This is a genomic window from Serratia sp. G204Y (assembly GCF_051172435.1).
Lineage (GTDB): Bacteria > Pseudomonadota > Gammaproteobacteria > Enterobacterales > Enterobacteriaceae > Serratia > Serratia sarumanii.
Map to the genome: position 1 here is coordinate 315,649 of NZ_JBPIZA010000001.1, position 20,049 is coordinate 335,697.

A 20,049-nucleotide genomic window follows, 5' to 3' on the forward strand; every position below is an offset into this window, starting at 1 on the left:
ATGCTGGTGGATTATTCTGCTGCTGAGAATAGGCGCTGATAAATTGCGGAAACATACTTCGCCTGATGGATAGCATCGGCTAATGCGTTGTGGCGCTCGCCGTCAAACGGCATATCACGCTTGGGATCAAAGCCAACTACGCGGCCAAGCTCAACGATAGTGCGCACGTCCCTGTCGTTGTACCACTCCCACGGCAACGGAACGCATTCACGCTGGTAAGACTCACGCAGGATCACGTTATCGAATACAGCTCCGTTCCCCCACACGCGCAGGCTACGAGGATTGGCGACATTGGCCCGGATAAACTTATTCAGGTCATATAACGCAGACAGCAATGAGGGCGCACCGTCAACACAGATAGCCGCGCGAGCTTCGCTGCTTTGCTTCATCCACCAAATAATCGTATCGGCGTCAGGTGTCGCCTTACCGGCCATAACGCTTTGCAGGTCTACGGCGGTGTAGAACTGCTCGCCAAGCTCGCCGCTGTGCGGGTTAAAAAGCACAGCGCCGATAGTCAAGATAGGGGCGCTGGGCTTCTTACCCAACGTTTCAAGGTCAAGCATTAGGTGGTTCATCAACTATTCTCCAGGTAATAAAAAACCGCCCGTAGGCGGTCGTATAATCATGAGTGAACTTTACGTTTCTCTGACTCTAATAAGGGTGGGATGACATTTGCTTTCATAAATAGGCCCAGAGACAATATCGACAATGTATTTTTTACTCACACCATCACGAATAAGCGTTATTGCTTGTCCCGCACGAACCTCAAAGTCAATCTGATGTTCTTCTTCAATTCCGGTGTTACTAAAAATCACCTTCGCCATTACTTTCCATCCTCTGCTAGATATAATTTTCCTTACTATCACGATAGTGTATCAGCCGCTTATAGAGATATTCGCGCAGATGATCATGCAGCTAGCTTACCTCGCTCGTCATGGCTTTCGGCTTCAATATCCCACTTCGTAAAAATACCTTTGAGCGAGGGTTGTTATATGACAATGAAGCTTTCGAAGTGTGCATGGAAAAATTATCTTGCTTCAATCTGCAAGGTCAGCATCTGTAGCAATCATTAGATTAAAGAAGTTAATCACATCAATCCATTGGTTATAAATCTCTGAATCTACGCTAGACTCTACAGCATTATGAAATAATGCATCAGGGCCAACTCCGTAATTTACTTCCTTAAATAGCTCCATGTTCAATTGGTTTAGAAAGAATCGCTTAAATTCATTAATTTCCCTTTCGTTGTCATGTTGGGTGTGCTCATGGATGGTCTTCATTGCAAGATTCATACTCCTAACAATGTTAGCAGCATCATTAAAATCCCAATCAGCACCATTTTTACCTTTAGCATACCCATTGGCTCTTTCCGCACAGGATTTTAAAGTCTCGTAAAGACCCATCCTGCTTTGAAATTGTAATGCTTTTTCTGCAGTGTTCCTACTTGCGAAGGCTGCCAGGGCTGAAGCTATAGCAGCAACACAGGAAATCGTAGCAACAACTAGATCTAAATGATCTTTTAAATAATCCAGTATCATAATGTCTCACCTATAAAAATACTCTGTGGACAGTATAGGAAAGATGGGGGGATGTCCAGTGGTTGCGCCATTGGGTATTTAAATCATTACCAGACTTTGAAACCCATGAATATACTATTTGTCGATTACGCAGTTGTAATCATTGTGGGTAAGTAACAGCCAGTTATGGCCGTCGTCTTTTGAAAGTAAGCGCCAGCGTTTATTTACACGAAAGGTAAGATATTTTTTGCCATAGGTTCTTTTGGGGAATAATCGACCGGCGTGGAACTGTTTTAATTTCTCCAGCGCCTTCGCAGTAATCCACAAAGGCGCATTGTTCAGGTTGATGCTCATTGATCTTCACCACTCGCAACCTGGGGATGTTGCTGGCGGTATTCGTTGAGAATGGTGTTGATTTCTTCTCGGGTTCCAGGAAGGAGCAGTAGGACGTCACCCTCTTCACGAACCATTGGCGCAGCATCATAGAGCAGTTCACAGAGTCGGCGGGCGCGGGTAGCGTTGAATTGTGGCTGGGCGACGCTCTTAGTGATTTTTTTCTTGCCGGACTCTTCGGCCTTTTTCATTAAGCGCGCGGCTTCACGGTCGGCATATACGCCATGCTCGCGGTTAATTTGAATAGCCAGGGCATAGTTAATGGAACCAGCGCGCACCAGGCTCTTGATGTAGGGGCTGCATTCCTGCAATTGCAGGTGCTGGAGGATATCGGACTCGGAGCGCTTAACTTTCTTTGCGATCTCCGCGTTAGTCCACCCTTGATTTACCAGCCGTTGGTAGGCCGCGCCACGTTCGATAGGGGTAAGTGCCAGACCTTGCGAACTGGTGACCATGAAGGCGATTTTATCGGCCTCAGTACCCACAAAATCCTTACACTCAAGACGCGCCACCTCATGCCCGGCTTCACTTGCCAACAGCGCACCGTGGAAGCGGTGGTGACCGTCGATAACCTTCACGCCTTGCTCAGTCACTTCAACTGCCAGCGGTGGTATATATTCCCCCGCAATAAACGCATCCCTAAACTCTTCAACGTGCGCCTGATTTAATTCGCGAACGTTATAGCCATCTTCGGCATAAATTTCACTGAGTGGAACCAGAAACGTTTTGCGGGTAGTGATATCTGAACCGATGCTTTCTTTTGCAGAATAACGCTGACTTAAAGTTGCCATAATTATCTTCCATATTGAGGGGGTGAAAATGCTTCACTATGCGCCACACACGGTGGCGCATAAGACTGCACTTTATTTAATTGAGCCTTCATAAACCGGGATGTTTTCGAGCTGGTTTTCCAGGTCTACGACGATCTCAGTAAAAGCGTGCTCAACGATTTTTTTCGGTTCGATAAGTTCGTACCAAAGAGCTAAGCCGCCGTCTTTCAGGCGGTAGCGGATACGGGCCTCAACCTGGTAAGGCGCGCCGTTGTGGAATGGTGCGATAGCCAGACTGATTTTTTCAGGCAGGGAAGTATTACCAGAGCCATCCTTTTCATCGCTGTAGGACATCTGGAACGTACCGTCCTGCAGGCGACGCACAGACTTGAACTCAGCTTTACGCGTCTCTTGGAAAGCCAGCACCATTTCGAGCAGTTCTGTACCGGATGGGCCTTTATAGTTATCACTGACCGGCGCGATATCTTGGATGTGGTTTTCCAGGAACTCTGCAAAATCGGTCTGATTCATGGGACGCTTGTCACGGGATGCCCACTCCTGCCATTCATCGGAATAGGGGCAGTCGTACACAGCGCGATGCTTTGCCCACTCTGGTGAGTTTGCCGCAGAGTGGTAATCCAGCACGGCCTCAATGCGGGTTTCAGATTTGTCGGCGAAGATTGCAGTACGCGGATCAGCGAACTTTTGAACGTAGGCGATCAGCGAGGACACCGAAATAAGACGTACTGCCTGACGAATCAGCGAAGGTTGAAGCTGAAAATGCTCGAGCGTTTTTACTTCATGGTTGTCAGGAACCACTGCTACCGGGATATCAGTTTTCGGCGTGAACGCGGTCAGTGCCAATTCCTGAATTTCGCGTACAGAGCCATTAGCGAGGCTTGCAAGTTCTTGCATGCTATTTTCCTTAATTAATATTAACGTTGCTGGCTAAATTAATTAGCCGTGGGCTTGCAGCTTAATAGGCGCTGCGGCGGGGGCTGTATCAATGACTTTCAAATCCATTTGCACTTGAGATGGATCATCACGCATTAAATCGCCATCGGCGGTTGAGAACATAATGGTGTCAGCCCGATCCAGTTCAGGAATGGATTTCTTGACGTTCGGGGTGATTTTCATCGTGTTTTCGTCGCGGCTGTTCAACATCTGGCAATTCAGCGTCAAAGTAACAGCGCCTTTCTTGCCGGTTTCGCGAACCATTTTAATAACCTCGGCCAGCGCTTCGGTAAGCTCCTGGTCTAAGGTGCCTTTGTTGATATAAGCCAGCTGCTGGCTAAAGGGAGTGCATTTGCTTTCAGACATACTATTTCTCCTCGTCACATACAGAGAAGAACTCGGGCCGGGTGACGCCCTCCACGATTAAATGGATGCCTGAATTCTTCTCTCTATGAAACAGGGCGACCAGCCTATGAACATTATCTTCACCCCTTATTGGTTGAAGTTCGGTCTGGCCGCCAAAGACTACACACAGCAAAGATTTAGAGCGGGTGGCCTTTCTGGCAGAGGATTTTGCGCAGGCGGGCAAAGAAGGTGAGGCGAACAGCTTGCACGGTAGGAGCCACGCGCATGGTATCGACAACGACTGTGTTAAAATTGCGGTTGATCATGTTGAATCTCCGTTCTACTGGTCATGCCCCGGCAAAGATTGGCGTCTGCAGCCGGGGCTATTTATTTCAGAAGTACCAGCGGGCGTAGCTATTCAGCAGGCTGGCTTTATTGCAATGGCCATAAGCTTTAAATGCTCGGCGACGCTGTGAGCGCAATTCCCGGCGTGCTCGGCGGCGAATGCGGTTAGTCAAAATAATTTTGCGCATGGGTAGCCCTGCTATTGCGCCCCGTAGGGCGCGGTGGGTGTTAATCAGCTACCCGGCGGACGGTGTACCCGTAGCCGAGATAAGCATTATTTTCTGTCAGGTTTGCAGCCACTGTATTAGCTCGGTCTTCCGCTGAACGGTAAAACGAGTCGTAATCCTTACGCGGCGTATCTCGAAAAGTGGCGACGACGTAATCTGTGGAGTCTGGCCCGTTCTCGACTACCTCGTAAATCATCGTGTAACCCTCTGCTGTTAGTCGGCCATCTGACGAACAAACCAGCGTTGCGCGCCTGCTTCGGTTTTGAAACCATCCCGGCTCTTGGTGAACGTCATCGCGGTAAACGTGCCGTCTCCGTTGGGGAAAACGCCGGTCTTTACTGTTTCGTTGTTGCCCATATCGTGAGTAGTGTTCATCGCTAATCCTCAGTGGTTTTATGCCTACCGCCCCAAACTGGCAGCGGCAGGGTAAATCCACTCTTTCCCTAAAGAACGTTACCGGTCGATCCCTCTTCGGGGCCGGGGAGTGATTGCATCGCTCACCCCTTGGCGTGTTGCCTGTTGGCTTCCTGCCGTTCCCGTAACGTTTGCGGCGGTGTTTTGCTGGTGGCGTTCCGGGTTGATGGGGTAACAATACTTGCGGTATTAAAATAAATCAATACTCCAGGTATTCAAAATAATATGAAAGATATTATTTCGTTGATTTAAAAGGTGATTTAGTTGGAAATTTTTTATGACCGCTGCGAAGGAAAGTTGGATAGGTTGATGAAATTTAAGCGATAGGAAACGTGGAAGGGTGATAAAAGGCCGCTTTAGCGACCTTCTTTTAGACTAACCGCATCATGGTCTGAATCGCGACGCCGATAATCTTGCAATTGCCGTTGATCTCTTTCATCGGCCATGCAGGGTTCAGACCTTTAAGGTATTTTTGCCCGCCGTCGATGATGAGTTTTTTGAATGTGGCTTCATTGGCGTCAACCATCTTGGCTATAACAAGGCTACCGTTGACGGCATCACGACCTGTATCTATTAGGACTAATGTCCCCTCAGGAATACTGATTCCTGTAGGCGCGGTCATAGAATCACCATCGACACGCAGCCAGAACGCTTTACCGAAAACTTTTGCATCAGACTCGAACCATTCATCTATCTCATCGATAGTATATGGCTCCATTGCTTCTGCCCAAGCTCCCGCTTGAACCCAACTGATCAGCGGATACTCCCTGCCTTTTTTATAAGGCCCAGCAAATTTAACGTTTGAGGTCTCATGCGCTAACATCCGCTGCGCCTCACCCTCTAATGTGGGACTGAAATCGGCGATTGACACTTGCAAGATTTTTGCAAAGGATGCCGCCACAGACAGGTTTAGCGCATTACGCCCATTGAGGTAATGACCTACAGCACCTTGAGTAATATCAAGAGCATCAGCTATATGCTGTTGGGTTAAACCCAGTTCTTTCTTCTTGGACTCGTACAAAGCTTTCAGACGCTTAGCATCTTCGAGCTGTTCCGTCGTCAAAACCTTTTTCTTTTCCATCCCCAGATTCTAATACCTATGTTATTAAAAAATGAAATACCACAGGTATTGACTGTTTAAATACTTGAGGTATTATTGCCAGCATTAGCAATCACAAGGGACTCACAATGGAAAAGAAATCTCTTGCTGATTACGTCAAAGAGAACGGACAGGCAAAAGCAGCAGATGCTATCGGCGTTCATCAGACAGCGATCAGCAAAGCAATCCGAACGAATCGGAGAATTTTCGTAACCACTCTTCCCGATGGGAAGGTTGAAGCTGAGGAGTTACGGCCATTCCCTAGCGCGAAAGCTTCGGTGGAACACATCGCTGGTGGCTGAGAAGAGAATTATCAGTCAGCCAAAAATTTAAAGTAACCACAGCCCGAGGAGTACAACTGTGTCACAGCAAAAAGCGCCGGACTGGCAGGCAGAAAAACAGCCTGAATGGGTGGTCAGTGTCGCCCGCAAAATCATCACTGGTCTGCCTGGTGGCTATGCTGAGGCTGCACAGTGGCTGGGGGTTACGGAAGACGCGTTGTTTAACCGTCTTCGCCCAAACAGCAACCAAATTTTCCCGATCGGCTGGCTTATGGTTTTACAGCAGGCTGGTGGCAATACCCATTTTGCCGACGCTGTATCCCGCCAGTCTCGCAGCGTGAATGTGCGTCTGCCAGAAGTTGAAGACGTCGATCGAGACGACATCAACGCCAAGCTAATGGAAGCGATTGAGTACATCGGCAAGCACTCCGAACTTGTCCGCAAATTTACCGAAGACGGCGAGATAGACGCCGCTGAGCGTAAAGCGCTGGACGCCAATACCTACCGCCTGATCGCGACGTTCCAGGAGCACATCCTGTTGCTCTATAGCGTGTTCTGCCCGGCGGAAGTAACCCCAATCCACACAGCGAAGTGGCGCGCTCCTATGCCGTAGGGACTGCTGTATTTCACAACCGGAGGGTAAGCGTATGCAGCCTGCATCGTTTGTTCGAACCGCCATGCCTGCGGTGTATTGCCGCGAGGATGCCGCATGGATTCAAGACCAGCTCGGTAAGTTACCGCACGGACAGCGCGGGAAGATTGCGCACGCCTACGAGGAGGCTTACCGCACAGCGTTTGACGCCGAGGAGGTTTCTTACCGGCAGGAGAACGCAGGCCGCAAAGCGGCTAACACGCGCCTGCGACTGTACGTCGAGCGGTATTCGCGGGCTGGCCAGGGCATGACAACCGCGCCACCGCTGGTGGGGCAAAACAGGGTAGCGGCATGAATTTTTTAGCCGGTGTTTTTTTAAACGGGGGAGAGGGGAAGGGTAAGAGGGGGGAAAGGGGGGTGATCGGGTTGGGGTGTGGGGGAAGGAACGGGCTTTACCAGAGAGAAGATCTTTAAGGGATCGAGTGGTTAAAAACGCCAAACGGACATTTAGACGGCTAGACGATTAAACGAGGAGATAACGATGACGCTTACAATCCAGCCACGCGAAAAACAGATAGTTGCACTGAACATGCTGCGCGCGGCGTGGAAGCAATACGCCTCGTTCATGATGTACGCCCCGGTCGGCTTCGGCAAAACCGCAATCGCGGCGCTGATCGCCAGCGGGTTCATCAGCCGCAACATGCGCATAATGTTTGTGGCCCCGTATACCGTCCTGCTCGACCAGACCGCAACGCGTTTTATTGAGTACGGGTTGCCAGCCGAGGAAATCGGCTACATCTGGCGCGACCATCCGGCCTATGACCCGAGCCGCCTTATTCAAATCGCATCAGCCGATACACTGATCCGCCGTGACTTCCCCGACAACATCGATCTGCTGATCATCGACGAAGCACACCTGAAGCGAAAAAAAATTCTGGAATTCATCGAATACCTGATGACCAATACTGATGTGAAGGTTGTCGGCCTGTCTGGTAGCCCGTTCGCCGCGTGGATTGGTACTTATTACCAAAAGCTGATTAAGCCGACGACGATGAAAGAGCTGATCGCTATCGGTGACCTGAGCAAATACGAATTTTACGCCCCATCGCACCCAGACCTAAGCGACGTTAAAACGTCAGAGCAGGCGGGCTATGGCCGCGACTACAACGAAACGCAATCTGCAGAGGTAATGAGCGACCCGACGCTGGTGGGCGATATCGTTAAGAACTGGCTGGAGAACGGGGAAGATCGCCCGACCATCTGTTTTTGCGTCAACGTGGCCCACGCAAATTACGTGACCGTTGAATTCAGCAAGGCGGGCGTGACCGTTGAAGTGATGACGGCGGCGACGCCACACGAAGACCGCCAGATGACGATCCGCCGCTTCGAGCAGGGCATCACGAAGATCATCATCAACGTCGGCGTGCTGGTGGCCGGTTTTGATAGCGATGTCCGCTGCATCATCTTCGCGCGTCCGACCAAATCGGAAATGCGTTGGATTCAGATTCTTGGCCGTGGCCTGCGACCGGCGCCTGGTAAAGATCACTGCCTCATCTTCGATCACACCGGAACTGTGCATAAGCTCGGCTATCCCGACGATATCGAATACGACTACCTGCCCGCCAGTTCTGACGGGATGGAGAAAGCACCCGCGCGCGTGGTTAAGACTGACCAGCCGGAGCGCCTGCCGAAAGAATGCACCCAATGCCATTACGTGAAGCCGGTCGGCGTCTACATCTGCCCGAAATGTGGCTTCAAGCCTATCGCCGGTGAGGACGTAGAAACCGATAAGTCACGCGGCTTGAAAAAAGTGAAGCAAGCCAAGGAGGTTGTCACAAAAGAAGTGAAACAAGCCTGGTGGAGTCAAATTCTCTATTACCAACGCACCCGCGCCGCCCAAGGCAAACCGGTAAGTGACGGCTGGTGCTCGCATGTCTACCGCAAAAAATTCGACGTATGGCCCAACGGGCTGCACAGAACACCAATGGCCATCACGCCAGTGGTGAGCAACTTCATCAAATCAACGCAGATCGCCTACGCAAAATCTAAGCAAAACGAAGGGAAAGCCGCATGAATACCAAACAGGCAGCTATCGGCCATTGGCCGAAAATATTCGAGTTTTACGGCCTCCCTCCGGTAACTGGGAAAAAACATTTTAAGGGTGAATGCCCGCTGTGTGGCCGCAAGGGCAAATATCGTTGCGACGACAAGAACGGCACCGGCTCTTACATCTGCGCATGTGGCGCGGGTGACGGTTGGTCGCTGCTGACCGGGGCAACCGGCAAGGACTTTAAAACGCTGGCGGCAGAGGTCGATAAGCTGATTGGCCGCGTCTACTCGCCGGAGGAGGGTTATCAAGCTGGTGGCCCTTCATCTGGCATAGCCTCGCAACGCCAGCGCGTGAGCTGCAAGTTTGCATCGCTGACCAGTCTGAAAGGCACCGGCGCAGACCGTTACCTGAAGCTGCGCGGCATCACCAGTCTGCCACAAGACAACGTCCGCTACTGCGACCGGCAACGCGCAGCGGGTGGCGAATACCAATCGATCTATGCGCTGGCAACGGACGACAAAGGCGAACTGTGCTACCTGCACCGCACCCTGCTCGACGGGGACAAAAAAGCCACGGTAGCTGGCGCGCCGAAAAAAATGATGAAGCTGCAAGAGGACAGCTATCTGGAGCACGCCAGCTCGGTCGCTATCCGCATGTTCCCGCCGTCCACCACGCTGGGCATCGCTGAGGGAATCGAAACCGCGCTGTCCTGCCATCAAATCACGCAATGCAACACCTGGGCGACGCTGAACACCACCTTCATGAAGAAGTTCCGCGTACCACGTGGAGTGCAACGCCTGATCATCTTTGCTGACGCAGACAAGAACGCATCCGGCCACGCTGCGGCGTTTGAATGCGCCCGCGCCAATCTGCTGGCAAAGAACGATCTGCAACAAGTCTCAGTGCGCTGGCCGAAATCCGGCGACTTTAACGATCTGCTGCTTAACGGCTCAGAGGTCTACGAGTGGGTATTCCACCGCGAGGAAAACAATGAAAAAACCAACTAAGCCGAAGCAGTACAAGGCGAAAAAGTGCGCCCAATGCGGTGAAACGTTCACGCCGGTGAAGTACCTGCAAAAGGTCTGTGGCCCGCTCTGCGCTATCGCATACCAGCGTGACGCGCGTAAGCGTCTTGAGGAAAGGGAACGTAAGGACAAGCTGAAAATCCGCAAACTGGCCGTTAAGCCGCTGCGCTACTTCATCAACCAGGCGCAGACCGAATTTAACGCCTACATCCGCGAGCGCGACGCCGACGAGCCATGCATCAGCTGTGGGCGCTACCACACCGGCCAATATCACGCCGGGCATTACCGCACCGTCGGGAGTCATCCGGAGCTGCGCTTTGATGAAGATAACTGCCACAAGCAGTGCTCGGTCTGCAACAACTTCAAATCCGCGAACCTGAGCGAGTACCGCCCTAACCTGATAGCAAAAATCGGGCAGGCACGTTTTGACCGGTTAATTGGGCCACCGCCGAAAGTCGGCAAGCTGGGCCGCAGTGACTATGAGCACATCCGCGACACGTATAAAGCCAAACGCAAAGCATTGAAGCAGGAGAAGGCAGCATGATGACCCCAAAACAGAAACGAGAAATCAAACACAACGCATGGGCGACTGTTGCCGGTGTTCCTCGCAAGAAATACCTGGGTAAGTACCAGCGCCTGACCCGGTTGCAAACACTGTGGATCACTTCGCTGCTGAACGCCTGGGGCGATATGTACGGCGGTAACACCGATGGGAAGTTGAAGTGCAGCGGCGGCAGCGGTGTATGGGGGCAAATCGTGCCTGAGCAGTGGGACGACGAAAGCGCGGCGCGAATTGTGAAGGTGCTGGGCGACCTGCGCAAACTTGGGTATCGCGGTGAGGAGCAGTTGAAGAAGGCGACCACAATTCTTTGGCCGCACCGCTCGCTTGAGTCGATGCTGGTGGCTGCTGACGCTGGCGAGGAATGCGACTTCATGGAAAAAGCGGTGCTGGCGTCGATGAAGCACGATAACCCGGTCTACATCATCGGCAAGCTGTTCTACACGGGCCGGAACAATACGGTCTCGGTGCTGGGGCGTTATATGCAAAATCATTACGCGCCCTGGCTGACACGCGATCAGGCTGACGACCGGGTGCGCTGGTGCATTGAAATATTCAATTCTGCGGTGTTCGTCGCCGTTCGTGCGGCTATCTGCATCGAAAATGAAGAAAAGTGCAAAAATAGCTTGAAAATAGCCAAAGAAACTGCATAATACATATATGCTTTCGCGAAGCTGTACCATCAAGCGATGCAACAAAATGACCCGCCACTGAGCGGGTTTTTTTATAGGAAAATAATCCTAAAAGCATTTTTTGCGAAAATAGAGGGATTCGTAAATTTTGTAGATAAACTTTTGGTTTAAATCTGGTTATCCACAGCGGCGTTAAGTTTTACCTAAGGTTGATACAGGTTTTTTGTGGGTAACTTGATTGCAAAGCTAACTATATACCTTTATTGGTTGCTATCTTCCGCTTTAACGCCGTTCAGTCTGTGGATAAAAATCACGTTCCGTGTTAAAAATAATGTAGAAAAAAAACAGGGTTGCAGGTGGCGCGCAGATGTGCTGGTTTGGATTACTGCACCCATGACTGATTTGTTTGGTGCCTACTACAACGGTTTGGCGATGACTTTGTTTCGTGCGTGAAGCATTGTGAGTTCACTCGTTGAGGGTATCAGACTTATATCAATACTTTTGGTTGAGAGACTCACTGGCATGGCAAACGAGAACGCAGCAAGTTGGGGCGGCGAGGTAGCAAAGGTATTTTTTGCTGCTAACTTAGAGTTTTATGAAAAAAACCCTATCGTTGCATCGACGGGCTATCTTCTGCTGATGGGTTCTATACCGTTGTTTCTGATCTTGAGATTTGCTTACAAAATGACGGCGCTGGACAACGAGCGGGTTCTCGGCAAGCTAAAGATTGAAAAAGAACGAGAAGCTTTGAAAAAAGAAGTCCCTCAAGAAGTGGTCAACAACACAACTACAGCAGGTGGATGATATGGAAACTATCGTACCAATCGTAATTGTACTCGCGATCATTGTTCAAGCATTTATGTATGCAAGAGCGGTTTTCATCCGTCGGCATTTCATGCTTAACCGTGTAATCAGTTTCATTGAGCGACCTGATGCTAGCATCCGCATGAAGGAAGTTGCGCAGAATGCGTTTGAGGATGCCCTGTCGGTAAAATTACCGATCTTCATGATGAATTTCACAATACGTTGCCAGGACAATCCTGAGGCCCGTGAAGAGCTAGATAAAATTCTCGCTGAACATGAGAAAGAAGAAGCGCTTTATGAGGATGCTCGTGAAGAGCTGGGTGAAATAATTAACATGATGTTTTGCATCAACTGGAAGTTTAACCGAATCATTTTCGAGTATGCTCGCTGGAGAACTTCGTGTTCATCCGCAGTTCCAGTTAAAATCACAGAAGATCTGGCTCAAGAGCAGTACTTGATGGGCTTTAAGACCGGCCATCAGCACTGAATGCAACGACAATAACGACTATGTAGCCCCGGCAATGTTGCTGGGGCTTTTTCTTTGGTAGCGAACTACCGGGAACTTGCTCGAAAAATTAAAGCGAAGCCTCATCCAACATTAACCGGTGTCCCAACTGAGGGGTTGTGTCGGCAGCGGGGTGATGGGGCTTCGCCTTAATGTTTGTGAAGTGGGCGGCGGAGAGGGTGAGGTAACACCCCGTCCGCCAGGTGCTCATGTCAATGGTCACAAGCGAACCTTTGCCCGTGCTGCTAACAGCAGGACGAGCGTATCAACTAAGGGCGCTTATGATTTCAGAAACACGTCTTATCAACGCTGACACAACAGCGTTTATCAAAACCCTGCCGGACAACTCCATAGACCTGATAGCAACCGACCCGCCTTACTTCCGGGTTAAATCTTGCGATTGGGATAACCAGTGGAAGAGCGAGGCCGAGTATCTCGCCTGGCTGGATGCGTTGCTGGTGGAATTCTGGCGGGTGCTGAAACCGAACGGTAGCCTTTACATGTTCTGCGGTAGCCGGTTGGCGTCCGATACTGAGCTGCTGGTGCGTCAACGTTTCGACGTACTGAGCCATATCGTGTGGGCTAAACCCACTGGTGTTTGGAAGCGACATCACAAAGAAGACTTGCGCGCTTTCTTCCCATCGACTGAGCGGATCATTTTCGCCGGTCACTATGCCGGGCCTCTACAACCGAAGGCAAACGGCTTCGCCGCGAAGTGTGGAGAGTTGAAGCAAAACGTCTTTAAGCCGCTGATTGATTATTTCAGAACGGCCCGGCAATCCCTCGGCGTGTCAGCGAAGGAAATCAACGCGGCAACAAAAACGCAGATGTGCAGCCACTGGTTCTCAGAGAGCCAATGGCAATTGCCAAGCGAAAAGCAGTATCAGGCACTCCAGGCGTTATTTGACCGCATCGCAAAAGAGCGGCAGCAGGCTGGTGGATTGAATCGGCCCCATCATGAGCTGGTGCGAGAATACCGGACGCTGAAGCGCGAATATTTGGAATTGTGCCAGGAATACCGATCGCTCCGCCGCCCATTCACGGTAACGGCAGCAGTTCCCTACACTGACGTTTGGCACTATCCGCCGGTGGCCTTCTACCCTGGCAAGCACCCCTGTGAAAAGCCTGCCGAAATGATGGAGCACATCATCAGCGCCAGTAGCCGCCCCGGTGACGTGGTGGCCGACTTCTTCATGGGTTCTGGCTCAACCATCAAGGCAGCTATCAAGCTGGGCCGTATCGGCCTGGGTGTAGAGCTGGAGTCTGAACGGTTCGAACAAACACAACGGGAGATATTCCCGGAAAACTGAACGGCCCTGGCATTTGCTGGGGCTTTTTGCATCTAACGCCCGGCATCGGCTGAGCTAACACAGGAGATAACTCATGTCCGAACCGGTAACCAGTACCGCCGCAGGGACTTACATGATTGGCGGTATCACTATTGCTGGGCTGGTGGCTGGAGCAGATACGGGCGTAATCATCGGGGCTTTCGCTGGTGCTGTGATTTATGTCTTGTCGGCAGCTGATCTTTCAATCTGGCATCGTCTGGCGTCGTTCCTGGCATCATTCATGATTGGCACGTTGGCGGCTGGGTTCGTCACTGACGCCATCAACTACCTGACCCCGGACGCTATTCACGCAGAAAGGCCGCTGGGTGCTGTAGTTGCTGCTGCTGTGGCGGTTCGCATCTTCATGTACATCAGCAAGCAGTCGGAAAATCCGGGGCAGTGGTTTAAGCGGCTGCGGGGAGGTAGTGGTGATGGCCAGTGAAATTATCTTGATTGTGAATGCGGTGGCCTGCACTGCTATCGCGTTGCGTCTGATGACATTTCGCAGGGCTGGTGGCACTCATCGGCCATTAGCCGCATGGGCGGCTTATTTCCTCATTATCGCGGCGGCGTCCGTACCAATCCGCATCCTGACCGGTGAGTACGTTTGTGCAGATTGGTCGGAGACATTCATCAATATCGCGTTTTGCGTCACGGTGCTGGCGGCACGCGGGAATGTCATGCACCTGGCTAAACCTTTCTTGAGATAGACCTATGACACAAAACGACTTTCAACGGGCGGCAGGTATCAGCGCCGGGTTAGCTGCGCGCTGGTATCCGCATCTGCTCGTAACTTTTGCAGAATTCGGCATCAACAAGCCGTTAGAGCAGGCGATGTTTATCGCTCAAATCGGCCATGAGTCGAACGGCTTCACGGCCAAGGTCGAATCATTCAACTACAGCGTTGATGGCTTGATCGCTACATTCGGCCCTAAATCGAAAGCCAAGCGGCTGACTGACTATCAGTGCCGGATGTTGGGGCGTACAGCCCAGCAGCCAGCCAAGCAGGAAGCTATTGCCAATCTGGTCTACGGCGGACGAATGGGTAACAGCGCCAGCGGCGACGGCTGGAAGTATCGCGGACGCGGGCCTATGCAAACGACCGGCCTGAAAAATTACATGGCTTGCGGCCCGGCGCTGAAGCTTGACCTGGTTGGTCATCCTGAGCTGTTGGAAGAAGACCTGAACGGCATGCGTTCGGCTGGCTGGTACTGGAAAGCTAACGACTGTGGTCGCAACGCTGGTGATGTCGAGTTGACCACGCGGCGTATTAACGGCGGGACTAACGGCCTGCAGGACAGACGCGAACGCTTCGAGCGTGCTTGCAAGGTGCTGTTATGAGCTGGCGCTGGTGGTGGGATGTAATGATCAAGGCGTGGCCTCTGCTGGTGGCGCTGCTGGCCGCTGTGCTGGTGTTCTACACGCTTTCTCTGCGCGATGACCTGGATAAATCCAAAAGGGACAACGGCGCGCTGGTAGAAAAGCTGGATACCAAAGACGCGGCGCTGGTGGCGATGAAACAGGCTTCCGACGCTGACAGGCAAGCGAGCACCGCCCAGTTGGAAAAAGAGCGGAAACTGAGGGGAAAGGCTGATGCAGAAAACAAAGCGTTGCGCGAGGCTCTGGACGCGAGCGGCTGTAGCAACAAGCCTCTGCCTAGTGCTGCTCTCAACATCCTGCGCGGACAGGCCAAAGCCGCAGAGCACGCAGATGATTTACGTCCTGCCGCCAGCGGTGCTGCTGCAACAGTGCGATGACGCGCCGTTCACCGGCACGACGTTCGGTGATGCAGTGACAGCGCTGCACGCCAAACAAGGCGAAATGAAGGTGTGCGCCTCACGCATGGAGGCGTTAATCAAGTGGGCGCAGAGCGCCGGGAGAGAGCAATGAGCAAGCAGTTTTACGAGCGCCGCAAGCGCTATCTCGAAGAGAAGCGCCGCCGCATGGAAGAGATGGAGGTCAGCAAGATTGTGCTGACTCAAGAGCAAATCAAAGAGCTGGCCCGGTTTGCAGCTGAAGACGGTCAGCCGTCATACACCATTACGCATGGACTTATTGATGCGTTCGAGGCGGATGATGGTAAGCACGTGCCGGAGTACAGCGGCCTGATCGCTTACTCGGAGTCGAAAGAGCACGGCGTTTTGCAGTTGGCCTAATTTATAAAATTCTGCAAAAGGCATTCATCGAGTGCCTTTGACAGAATAAACGCTCTGAATACCCACATGGTGGTTTGCTACATCGTCGGGGTTGTATCCAACTAACTAGCAGGAAGTTCCGTATGAGCATCAAGAAACCCTACGGCAGCAAGTGGCAAGCCGAAAGGCTTGTGTTCCTTCGGGAGAATCCTCTGTGTGCCATGTGTCAGCAGATGGGGCGTTTTGAGCCAGCAACGGTGGTGGATCACATCGTGCCGCACCGCATGAAAGAAGCGAAGACGCCCGAGGAAATGAAGAAGGCTCAGCACCTGTTCTGGAGCCGAAAGAACTGGCAAGGCTTATGTAAGCCACACCACGACTCCACAAAGCAACGTATGGAGAAGACTGGCAAGGTAATAGGGTGCTCGCCCGACGGCCTGCCGCTTGACCCTGCGTCGCACTGGAACCGCTGACAGCGGCGTTTGAACGCGGTGGGGAGGGGCGAGGTAAGAGTTCCCCCCTCTCGCCCTTAAAGACCGCCGCTTGTCATTTGTGCGCACAACCGCGAAATGAAAAGTTTTTTCTGGGAGGTTCCGATGGCAGGACGACGCCCGAAACCGTCCCACCTCAAGGTGGTCACCGGCAATCCGGGCAAACGTAAACTTAATGATAAAGAGCCGCAACCGGCGAGAGAAATTCCCAGCCCACCTTCGCACCTGACGGACTGGGGGAAAACGGCTTGGGGAAAAATGACTGTGCTGCTGGACGGCATGGGCGTTCTGACCGTTGCCGATACTTTTGCGCTTGAGCGGCTCTGCGATATTTACGCCGACATATTGCAACTGCGCAACACGATCGCCGACGAGGGCCGAACTTATACAGTTCAAACGGAGGGGGGCTTTTTGATTAAGGCTAACCCTGCGGTTGCCATGCTGGCAGACGCCGATCGCCGCTTCAAAAGTTATTTGGTGGAGTTTGGTCTGACGCCTGCCGCCAGGTCAAAGGTGAAAGTAAATGGTGGAGAGAAAGAAGAAGACCCGCTCGCCGAATTTTTCGGCACCTGATCCAGCCACGCAATATGCGCTGGACGTTACCGAAGGGCGAATTATTGCCGGGCCTGATATCCGAAACGCCTGCAAACGTCACCTTAATGATTTAGCCGAAGGTGAAAGCCGGGGGCTGTATTGGGATGTTGATGCTGTTGGCCGCGTGGTTGACTTCTTTGCCAAAGTGCTGAAGTTGAACGGCGGTGAACATGAAGGTGCGCCTTTCGTCCTTCTTGGATGGCAGGCATTTGTTGTTGGCTCACTGTTTGGCTGGAAAAAAGCAAACGGCACGCGTCGATTCAGAACGGCATACATCGAATCCGGCAAAGGCTCCGGCAAGTCGCCATTATCCGCAGGGATTGGCCTCTACTGTCTGGTTGCAGACAAAGAGCCGCGTGCTGAGGTTTATGCAGCCGCCACGAAAAAAGACCAGGCGATGATCTTGTTTCGTGATGCGGTGGCGATGGTGAACCAGTCCCCGGCGCTGGCCCAACGTATCGATCCCTCCGGCGGGGCCGGTAAAGAATGGAACCTGGCATTTTTGCAAACGGGTTCTTTTTTCCGCCCGATCAGCTCTGATGATGGGCAATCAGGGCCGCGTCCGCACTGTTGCCTCATTGATGAGGTGCATGAGCACAAAGACAACAAAGTGGTTGAGATGATGCGCGCCGGGACAAAAGGCCGCAGGCAAGCGCTCATCTTCATGATCACAAACAGCGGTCACGATAAAACCAGCGTTTGTTACGAGTACCACCAGTACGGCAAACAACTCGCCGCCGGTCAGAAAGTTAACGATGCCTTCTTTGCGTTCATCTGCTCTCTGGATGAGGGTGACGATCCTTTCAAGGATGAGTCCTGCTGGGCAAAAGCCAACCCATCAATGGGGCATACGTTCCAACCTGAATATTTACGCGAGCAGGTGGAAGATGCGCGAGGCATGCCGTCAAAAGAAAGCCTGGTCAGACGCCTTAATTTCTGTGAATGGGTGGATGCTGAAAATCCGTGGATCGGTGGCGATATCTGGATGGCATGTGAAAAAACATTCGATATCGAAAGCCTGAAAGGGGAAGAGTGTTTTGGCGGTCTGGACTTGTCCGGCAAGCGCGACCTGACAGCGCTGGGGCTGTATTTCCCGCGCATTAAGACGGCGCTGGTGGAGTTCTGGACGCCGCGCGACACGCTGCACGACAGGGCCAGAAATGACCGCGTTCCGTATGATTCCTGGGTACGTGAAAAGTACCTGCATGCGCCAAAGGGCAGCGCTATCGATTACGGCTTCGTTTCTAAACGAATCGCCGAGCTGGCGGCACTCTTTGATATTCGGTCGATCGCTTTCGACCGTTATCACATGGATTATCTCGAGCCTGAATTGCTGGATGAAGGGGTGACCGTACCGTTGGTTCCTCATGGGCAAGGCTTCGGCAAATCGGCGGAGTCGGGCTTGTGGATGCCGCATTCAATCGAGCTGCTCGAACAACTCATCACCGAGAAAGAAATCACCATCCTGTTTAATCCTTGTCTGCGCTGGAATGCGGCCAACGCGGTTATTGAAGAAGATAAAAGCGGTAACCGGGTATTCAGCAAACGGCGCAGTAATGGCCGCATAGATGGCGTAGTAGGGCTGGCGATGGCCGTCGGTGCTGCTGACGGCGTTGTTGAGGATGACGGCGATATTGATGGCTTTTTCGATGATCCGATCATGGTAGGTATCTGATGGGCAAAAACAAGCAACCTGGGCGCGTTAAAAGCGCCCTTTTAAATTGGCTGGGTGTTCCTATCAGTCTCACTACCGGGACATTCTGGCAAGAATGGTTCGGCACCAGCAGCAGCGGCAAGGTGGTCACTGCTGACAAGGCTATGCAGCTCTCCGCTGTATGGGCGTGCATTCGGTTACTCAGCGAATCGGTTTCCACTTTACCGATGAAAGTCTATCGTCGTGAGGCGGATGGTTCTCGTAAGCTGGCGCAGGATCACCCGGCATACCAGGTGTTGTGCCGCCGTCCGAACCTCGAAATGACGCCGTCCCGATTCATGTTGATGGTGGTGGCCAGCATCTGTTTGCGAGGAAATGCCTTCATTGAGAAAAAAATGATTGGTAGAAAGCTGGTGGCGCTTAATCCGCTGTTGCCTCAAAACATGGTGGTTAAACGTCTGGATACCGGGCAGTTGCAGTACACCTACACCGAGGACGGCAAAAAGCGCGTGATACCCGTAGACCGGATGATGCACATTCGCGGCTTTGGTCTGGATGGTGTCTGCGGCATGATGCCGCTGAGTTCGGGCCGTGACGTGTTTGGGGCGGCGATGGCTGTTGATGAGTCGGCGGCAAAAATCTTTGAAAACGGTCTGCAAACGTCAGGATACATCAGTTCGAAAGTTGCGCTGAATAAAGAGCAGCGAGAGCGTCTGCGCCAATACTTAGCTGCATTCGCCGGTTCAAAAAACGCCGGTAAAATGATGGTGCTGGAGGGGGATTTATCGTACCAGAATGTCACGATGAATCCTGAAGACGCGCAGATGCTGGAGAGCCGAGCCTTTAGCATTGAGGAAATCTGCCGCTGGTTCCGGGTGCCGCCTTTCATGGTGGGGCATGTGACGAAGCAGAGTAGCTGGGCATCGAGTGTTGAAGGGATGAACCTGATTTTCCTGACCAACACGTTACGCCCACTGCTGGTGAACATCGAGCAAGAAATCTCACGTTGCCTGCTCGATAGCGATGAAGATTACTTTGCTGAGTTCTCGGTGGAAGGTTTGTTGCGTGCCGACAGTGTTGGCCGCGCGGCGTACTACACCACCGCTCTGCAGAATGGCTGGATGAGTCGCAACGACGTTCGCCGACTTGAAAACCTGCCGCCGATTCCTGGCGGTGAAATCTATACCGTGCAGCTTAACCTGACCCCGCTTGAGGACTTGAAACAAAATAACCTCGGCGCTCAGGCTGCCAATATCACCCGGCTGCATAATTATCTTTTCCCCGATATTCCTGAAGACCAGTCACCGCTGAGAAAAGCGGCGTAGGAGCAATCCC

Annotated in this window: 30 protein-coding genes; 20 read left to right on the top strand and 10 right to left on the bottom strand. The window is 52.1% G+C overall.

Annotated elements, in window-relative coordinates:
• Positions 1-11: 11 nt before the first annotated feature.
• From ACSBQQ_RS01505 to ACSBQQ_RS01550, 10 genes are all read right to left on the bottom strand, one after another.
• Entirely contained in the window at positions 12-575 is a 564-nt protein-coding gene (locus ACSBQQ_RS01505; protein ID WP_060435612.1) for a 3'-5' exonuclease, read from the bottom strand.
• A 60-nt stretch (positions 576-635) separates the two neighbouring features.
• Positions 636-824: a hypothetical protein gene (locus ACSBQQ_RS01510; protein ID WP_154640822.1), complete on the bottom strand. Its 189-nt coding sequence runs from the start codon at positions 822-824 to the stop codon at positions 636-638.
• A 213-nt stretch (positions 825-1,037) separates the two neighbouring features.
• Positions 1,038-1,538, bottom strand: a complete 501-nt coding sequence (locus ACSBQQ_RS01515) for a hypothetical protein (protein ID WP_072271585.1) — start codon at positions 1,536-1,538, stop codon at positions 1,038-1,040.
• A gap of 114 nt (positions 1,539-1,652) precedes the next feature.
• The gene (locus tag ACSBQQ_RS01520) at positions 1,653-1,871 is read right to left on the bottom strand and encodes a ParE family toxin-like protein (RefSeq protein ID WP_060437563.1); all 219 of its coding nucleotides are present in this window, start codon (positions 1,869-1,871) and stop codon (positions 1,653-1,655) included.
• On the bottom strand, positions 1,868-2,701 hold the full coding sequence (locus ACSBQQ_RS01525; RefSeq protein WP_060437564.1) for a ParB/RepB/Spo0J family partition protein: 834 nt from the start codon (positions 2,699-2,701) through the stop codon (positions 1,868-1,870). The genes ACSBQQ_RS01520 and ACSBQQ_RS01525 overlap by 4 nt, the downstream gene beginning before the upstream one ends.
• Before the next feature lie 72 nt (positions 2,702-2,773).
• A complete protein-coding gene (locus ACSBQQ_RS01530; RefSeq protein ID WP_060437565.1) occupies positions 2,774-3,595 on the bottom strand; it encodes a YfdQ family protein in 822 nt (273 codons plus the stop codon).
• A gap of 42 nt (positions 3,596-3,637) precedes the next feature.
• A complete protein-coding gene (locus ACSBQQ_RS01535) occupies positions 3,638-4,000 on the bottom strand; it encodes a hypothetical protein (RefSeq protein WP_046687498.1) in 363 nt (120 codons plus the stop codon).
• Positions 4,001-4,176: 176 nt separating this feature from the next.
• Positions 4,177-4,305, bottom strand: a complete 129-nt coding sequence (locus ACSBQQ_RS01540; RefSeq protein WP_268258486.1) for a hypothetical protein — start codon at positions 4,303-4,305, stop codon at positions 4,177-4,179.
• A 459-nt stretch (positions 4,306-4,764) separates the two neighbouring features.
• Positions 4,765-4,926, bottom strand: a complete 162-nt coding sequence (locus ACSBQQ_RS01545) for a DUF1391 family protein (protein WP_151254265.1) — start codon at positions 4,924-4,926, stop codon at positions 4,765-4,767.
• Positions 4,927-5,335: 409 nt separating this feature from the next.
• Complete coding sequence (locus tag ACSBQQ_RS01550; RefSeq protein ID WP_060437566.1) at positions 5,336-6,046, bottom strand: LexA family protein; 711 nt, start codon at positions 6,044-6,046, stop codon at positions 5,336-5,338.
• A 107-nt stretch (positions 6,047-6,153) separates the two neighbouring features.
• Between ACSBQQ_RS01550 and ACSBQQ_RS01555 the strand changes: the two genes are divergently transcribed.
• From ACSBQQ_RS01555 to ACSBQQ_RS01650, 20 genes are all read left to right on the top strand, one after another.
• The gene (locus tag ACSBQQ_RS01555) at positions 6,154-6,366 is read left to right on the top strand and encodes a Cro/CI family transcriptional regulator (protein ID WP_060559931.1); all 213 of its coding nucleotides are present in this window, start codon (positions 6,154-6,156) and stop codon (positions 6,364-6,366) included.
• Between the two features lie 58 nt (positions 6,367-6,424).
• Complete coding sequence (locus ACSBQQ_RS01560) at positions 6,425-6,958, top strand: YmfL family putative regulatory protein (protein WP_060437567.1); 534 nt, start codon at positions 6,425-6,427, stop codon at positions 6,956-6,958.
• Between the two features lie 34 nt (positions 6,959-6,992).
• Complete coding sequence (locus tag ACSBQQ_RS01565; protein WP_033653818.1) at positions 6,993-7,292, top strand: hypothetical protein; 300 nt, start codon at positions 6,993-6,995, stop codon at positions 7,290-7,292.
• 186 nt (positions 7,293-7,478) lie between these two features.
• Positions 7,479-9,011 (top strand): DEAD/DEAH box helicase family protein, encoded by a 1,533-nt coding sequence (locus ACSBQQ_RS01570; RefSeq protein WP_435012440.1) that lies wholly within the window; start codon positions 7,479-7,481, stop codon positions 9,009-9,011.
• On the top strand, positions 9,008-9,994 hold the full coding sequence (locus ACSBQQ_RS01575; protein WP_273830625.1) for a toprim domain-containing protein: 987 nt from the start codon (positions 9,008-9,010) through the stop codon (positions 9,992-9,994). The genes ACSBQQ_RS01570 and ACSBQQ_RS01575 overlap by 4 nt, the downstream gene beginning before the upstream one ends.
• Positions 9,978-10,556: a recombination protein NinG gene (locus ACSBQQ_RS01580; protein WP_435012441.1), complete on the top strand. Its 579-nt coding sequence runs from the start codon at positions 9,978-9,980 to the stop codon at positions 10,554-10,556. Before ACSBQQ_RS01575 ends, ACSBQQ_RS01580 begins: the two co-directional genes overlap by 17 nt.
• Positions 10,553-11,224: a hypothetical protein gene (locus ACSBQQ_RS01585; protein ID WP_435012443.1), complete on the top strand. Its 672-nt coding sequence runs from the start codon at positions 10,553-10,555 to the stop codon at positions 11,222-11,224. The genes ACSBQQ_RS01580 and ACSBQQ_RS01585 overlap by 4 nt, the downstream gene beginning before the upstream one ends.
• Before the next feature lie 501 nt (positions 11,225-11,725).
• Positions 11,726-12,007, top strand: coding sequence for a hypothetical protein (locus ACSBQQ_RS01590; RefSeq protein WP_435012445.1), 282 nt, complete (start codon positions 11,726-11,728; stop codon positions 12,005-12,007).
• A 1-nt stretch (position 12,008) separates the two neighbouring features.
• Entirely contained in the window at positions 12,009-12,494 is a 486-nt protein-coding gene (locus tag ACSBQQ_RS01595) for a hypothetical protein (RefSeq protein WP_342173462.1), read from the top strand.
• Positions 12,495-12,793: 299 nt separating this feature from the next.
• Entirely contained in the window at positions 12,794-13,822 is a 1,029-nt protein-coding gene (locus tag ACSBQQ_RS01600) for a DNA-methyltransferase (protein ID WP_435013196.1), read from the top strand.
• Positions 13,823-13,895: 73 nt separating this feature from the next.
• Positions 13,896-14,282 (top strand): putative holin, encoded by a 387-nt coding sequence (locus tag ACSBQQ_RS01605; protein ID WP_033655082.1) that lies wholly within the window; start codon positions 13,896-13,898, stop codon positions 14,280-14,282.
• Positions 14,272-14,550 carry a phage holin family protein gene (locus ACSBQQ_RS01610; RefSeq protein WP_033655083.1) on the top strand — a complete coding sequence of 93 codons (279 nt, stop codon included), beginning with the start codon at positions 14,272-14,274 and terminating at the stop codon, positions 14,548-14,550. Before ACSBQQ_RS01605 ends, ACSBQQ_RS01610 begins: the two co-directional genes overlap by 11 nt.
• 4 nt (positions 14,551-14,554) lie before the next feature.
• On the top strand, positions 14,555-15,181 hold the full coding sequence (locus ACSBQQ_RS01615) for a glycoside hydrolase family 19 protein (protein WP_063990582.1): 627 nt from the start codon (positions 14,555-14,557) through the stop codon (positions 15,179-15,181).
• Positions 15,178-15,597: a hypothetical protein gene (locus tag ACSBQQ_RS01620; RefSeq protein WP_435012449.1), complete on the top strand. Its 420-nt coding sequence runs from the start codon at positions 15,178-15,180 to the stop codon at positions 15,595-15,597. The genes ACSBQQ_RS01615 and ACSBQQ_RS01620 overlap by 4 nt, the downstream gene beginning before the upstream one ends.
• Positions 15,551-15,730 (top strand): Rz1-like lysis system protein LysC, encoded by a 180-nt coding sequence (gene lysC, locus ACSBQQ_RS01625; RefSeq protein ID WP_074181246.1) that lies wholly within the window; start codon positions 15,551-15,553, stop codon positions 15,728-15,730. The genes ACSBQQ_RS01620 and lysC overlap by 47 nt, the downstream gene beginning before the upstream one ends.
• A 62-nt stretch (positions 15,731-15,792) precedes the next feature.
• A complete protein-coding gene (locus ACSBQQ_RS01630; RefSeq protein WP_368927576.1) occupies positions 15,793-15,996 on the top strand; it encodes a hypothetical protein in 204 nt (67 codons plus the stop codon).
• 122 nt (positions 15,997-16,118) lie between these two features.
• Complete coding sequence (locus ACSBQQ_RS01635) at positions 16,119-16,448, top strand: HNH endonuclease (protein ID WP_435012452.1); 330 nt, start codon at positions 16,119-16,121, stop codon at positions 16,446-16,448.
• Positions 16,449-16,571: 123 nt separating this feature from the next.
• On the top strand, positions 16,572-17,039 hold the full coding sequence (locus ACSBQQ_RS01640; RefSeq protein WP_047574388.1) for a phage terminase small subunit P27 family: 468 nt from the start codon (positions 16,572-16,574) through the stop codon (positions 17,037-17,039).
• On the top strand, positions 16,990-18,735 hold the full coding sequence (locus ACSBQQ_RS01645) for a terminase large subunit (RefSeq protein ID WP_060437576.1): 1,746 nt from the start codon (positions 16,990-16,992) through the stop codon (positions 18,733-18,735). The genes ACSBQQ_RS01640 and ACSBQQ_RS01645 overlap by 50 nt, the downstream gene beginning before the upstream one ends.
• Positions 18,735-20,039 (top strand): phage portal protein, encoded by a 1,305-nt coding sequence (locus ACSBQQ_RS01650; protein WP_060437577.1) that lies wholly within the window; start codon positions 18,735-18,737, stop codon positions 20,037-20,039. The genes ACSBQQ_RS01645 and ACSBQQ_RS01650 overlap by 1 nt, the downstream gene beginning before the upstream one ends.
• The last annotated feature ends 10 nt before the right edge of the window (positions 20,040-20,049 follow it).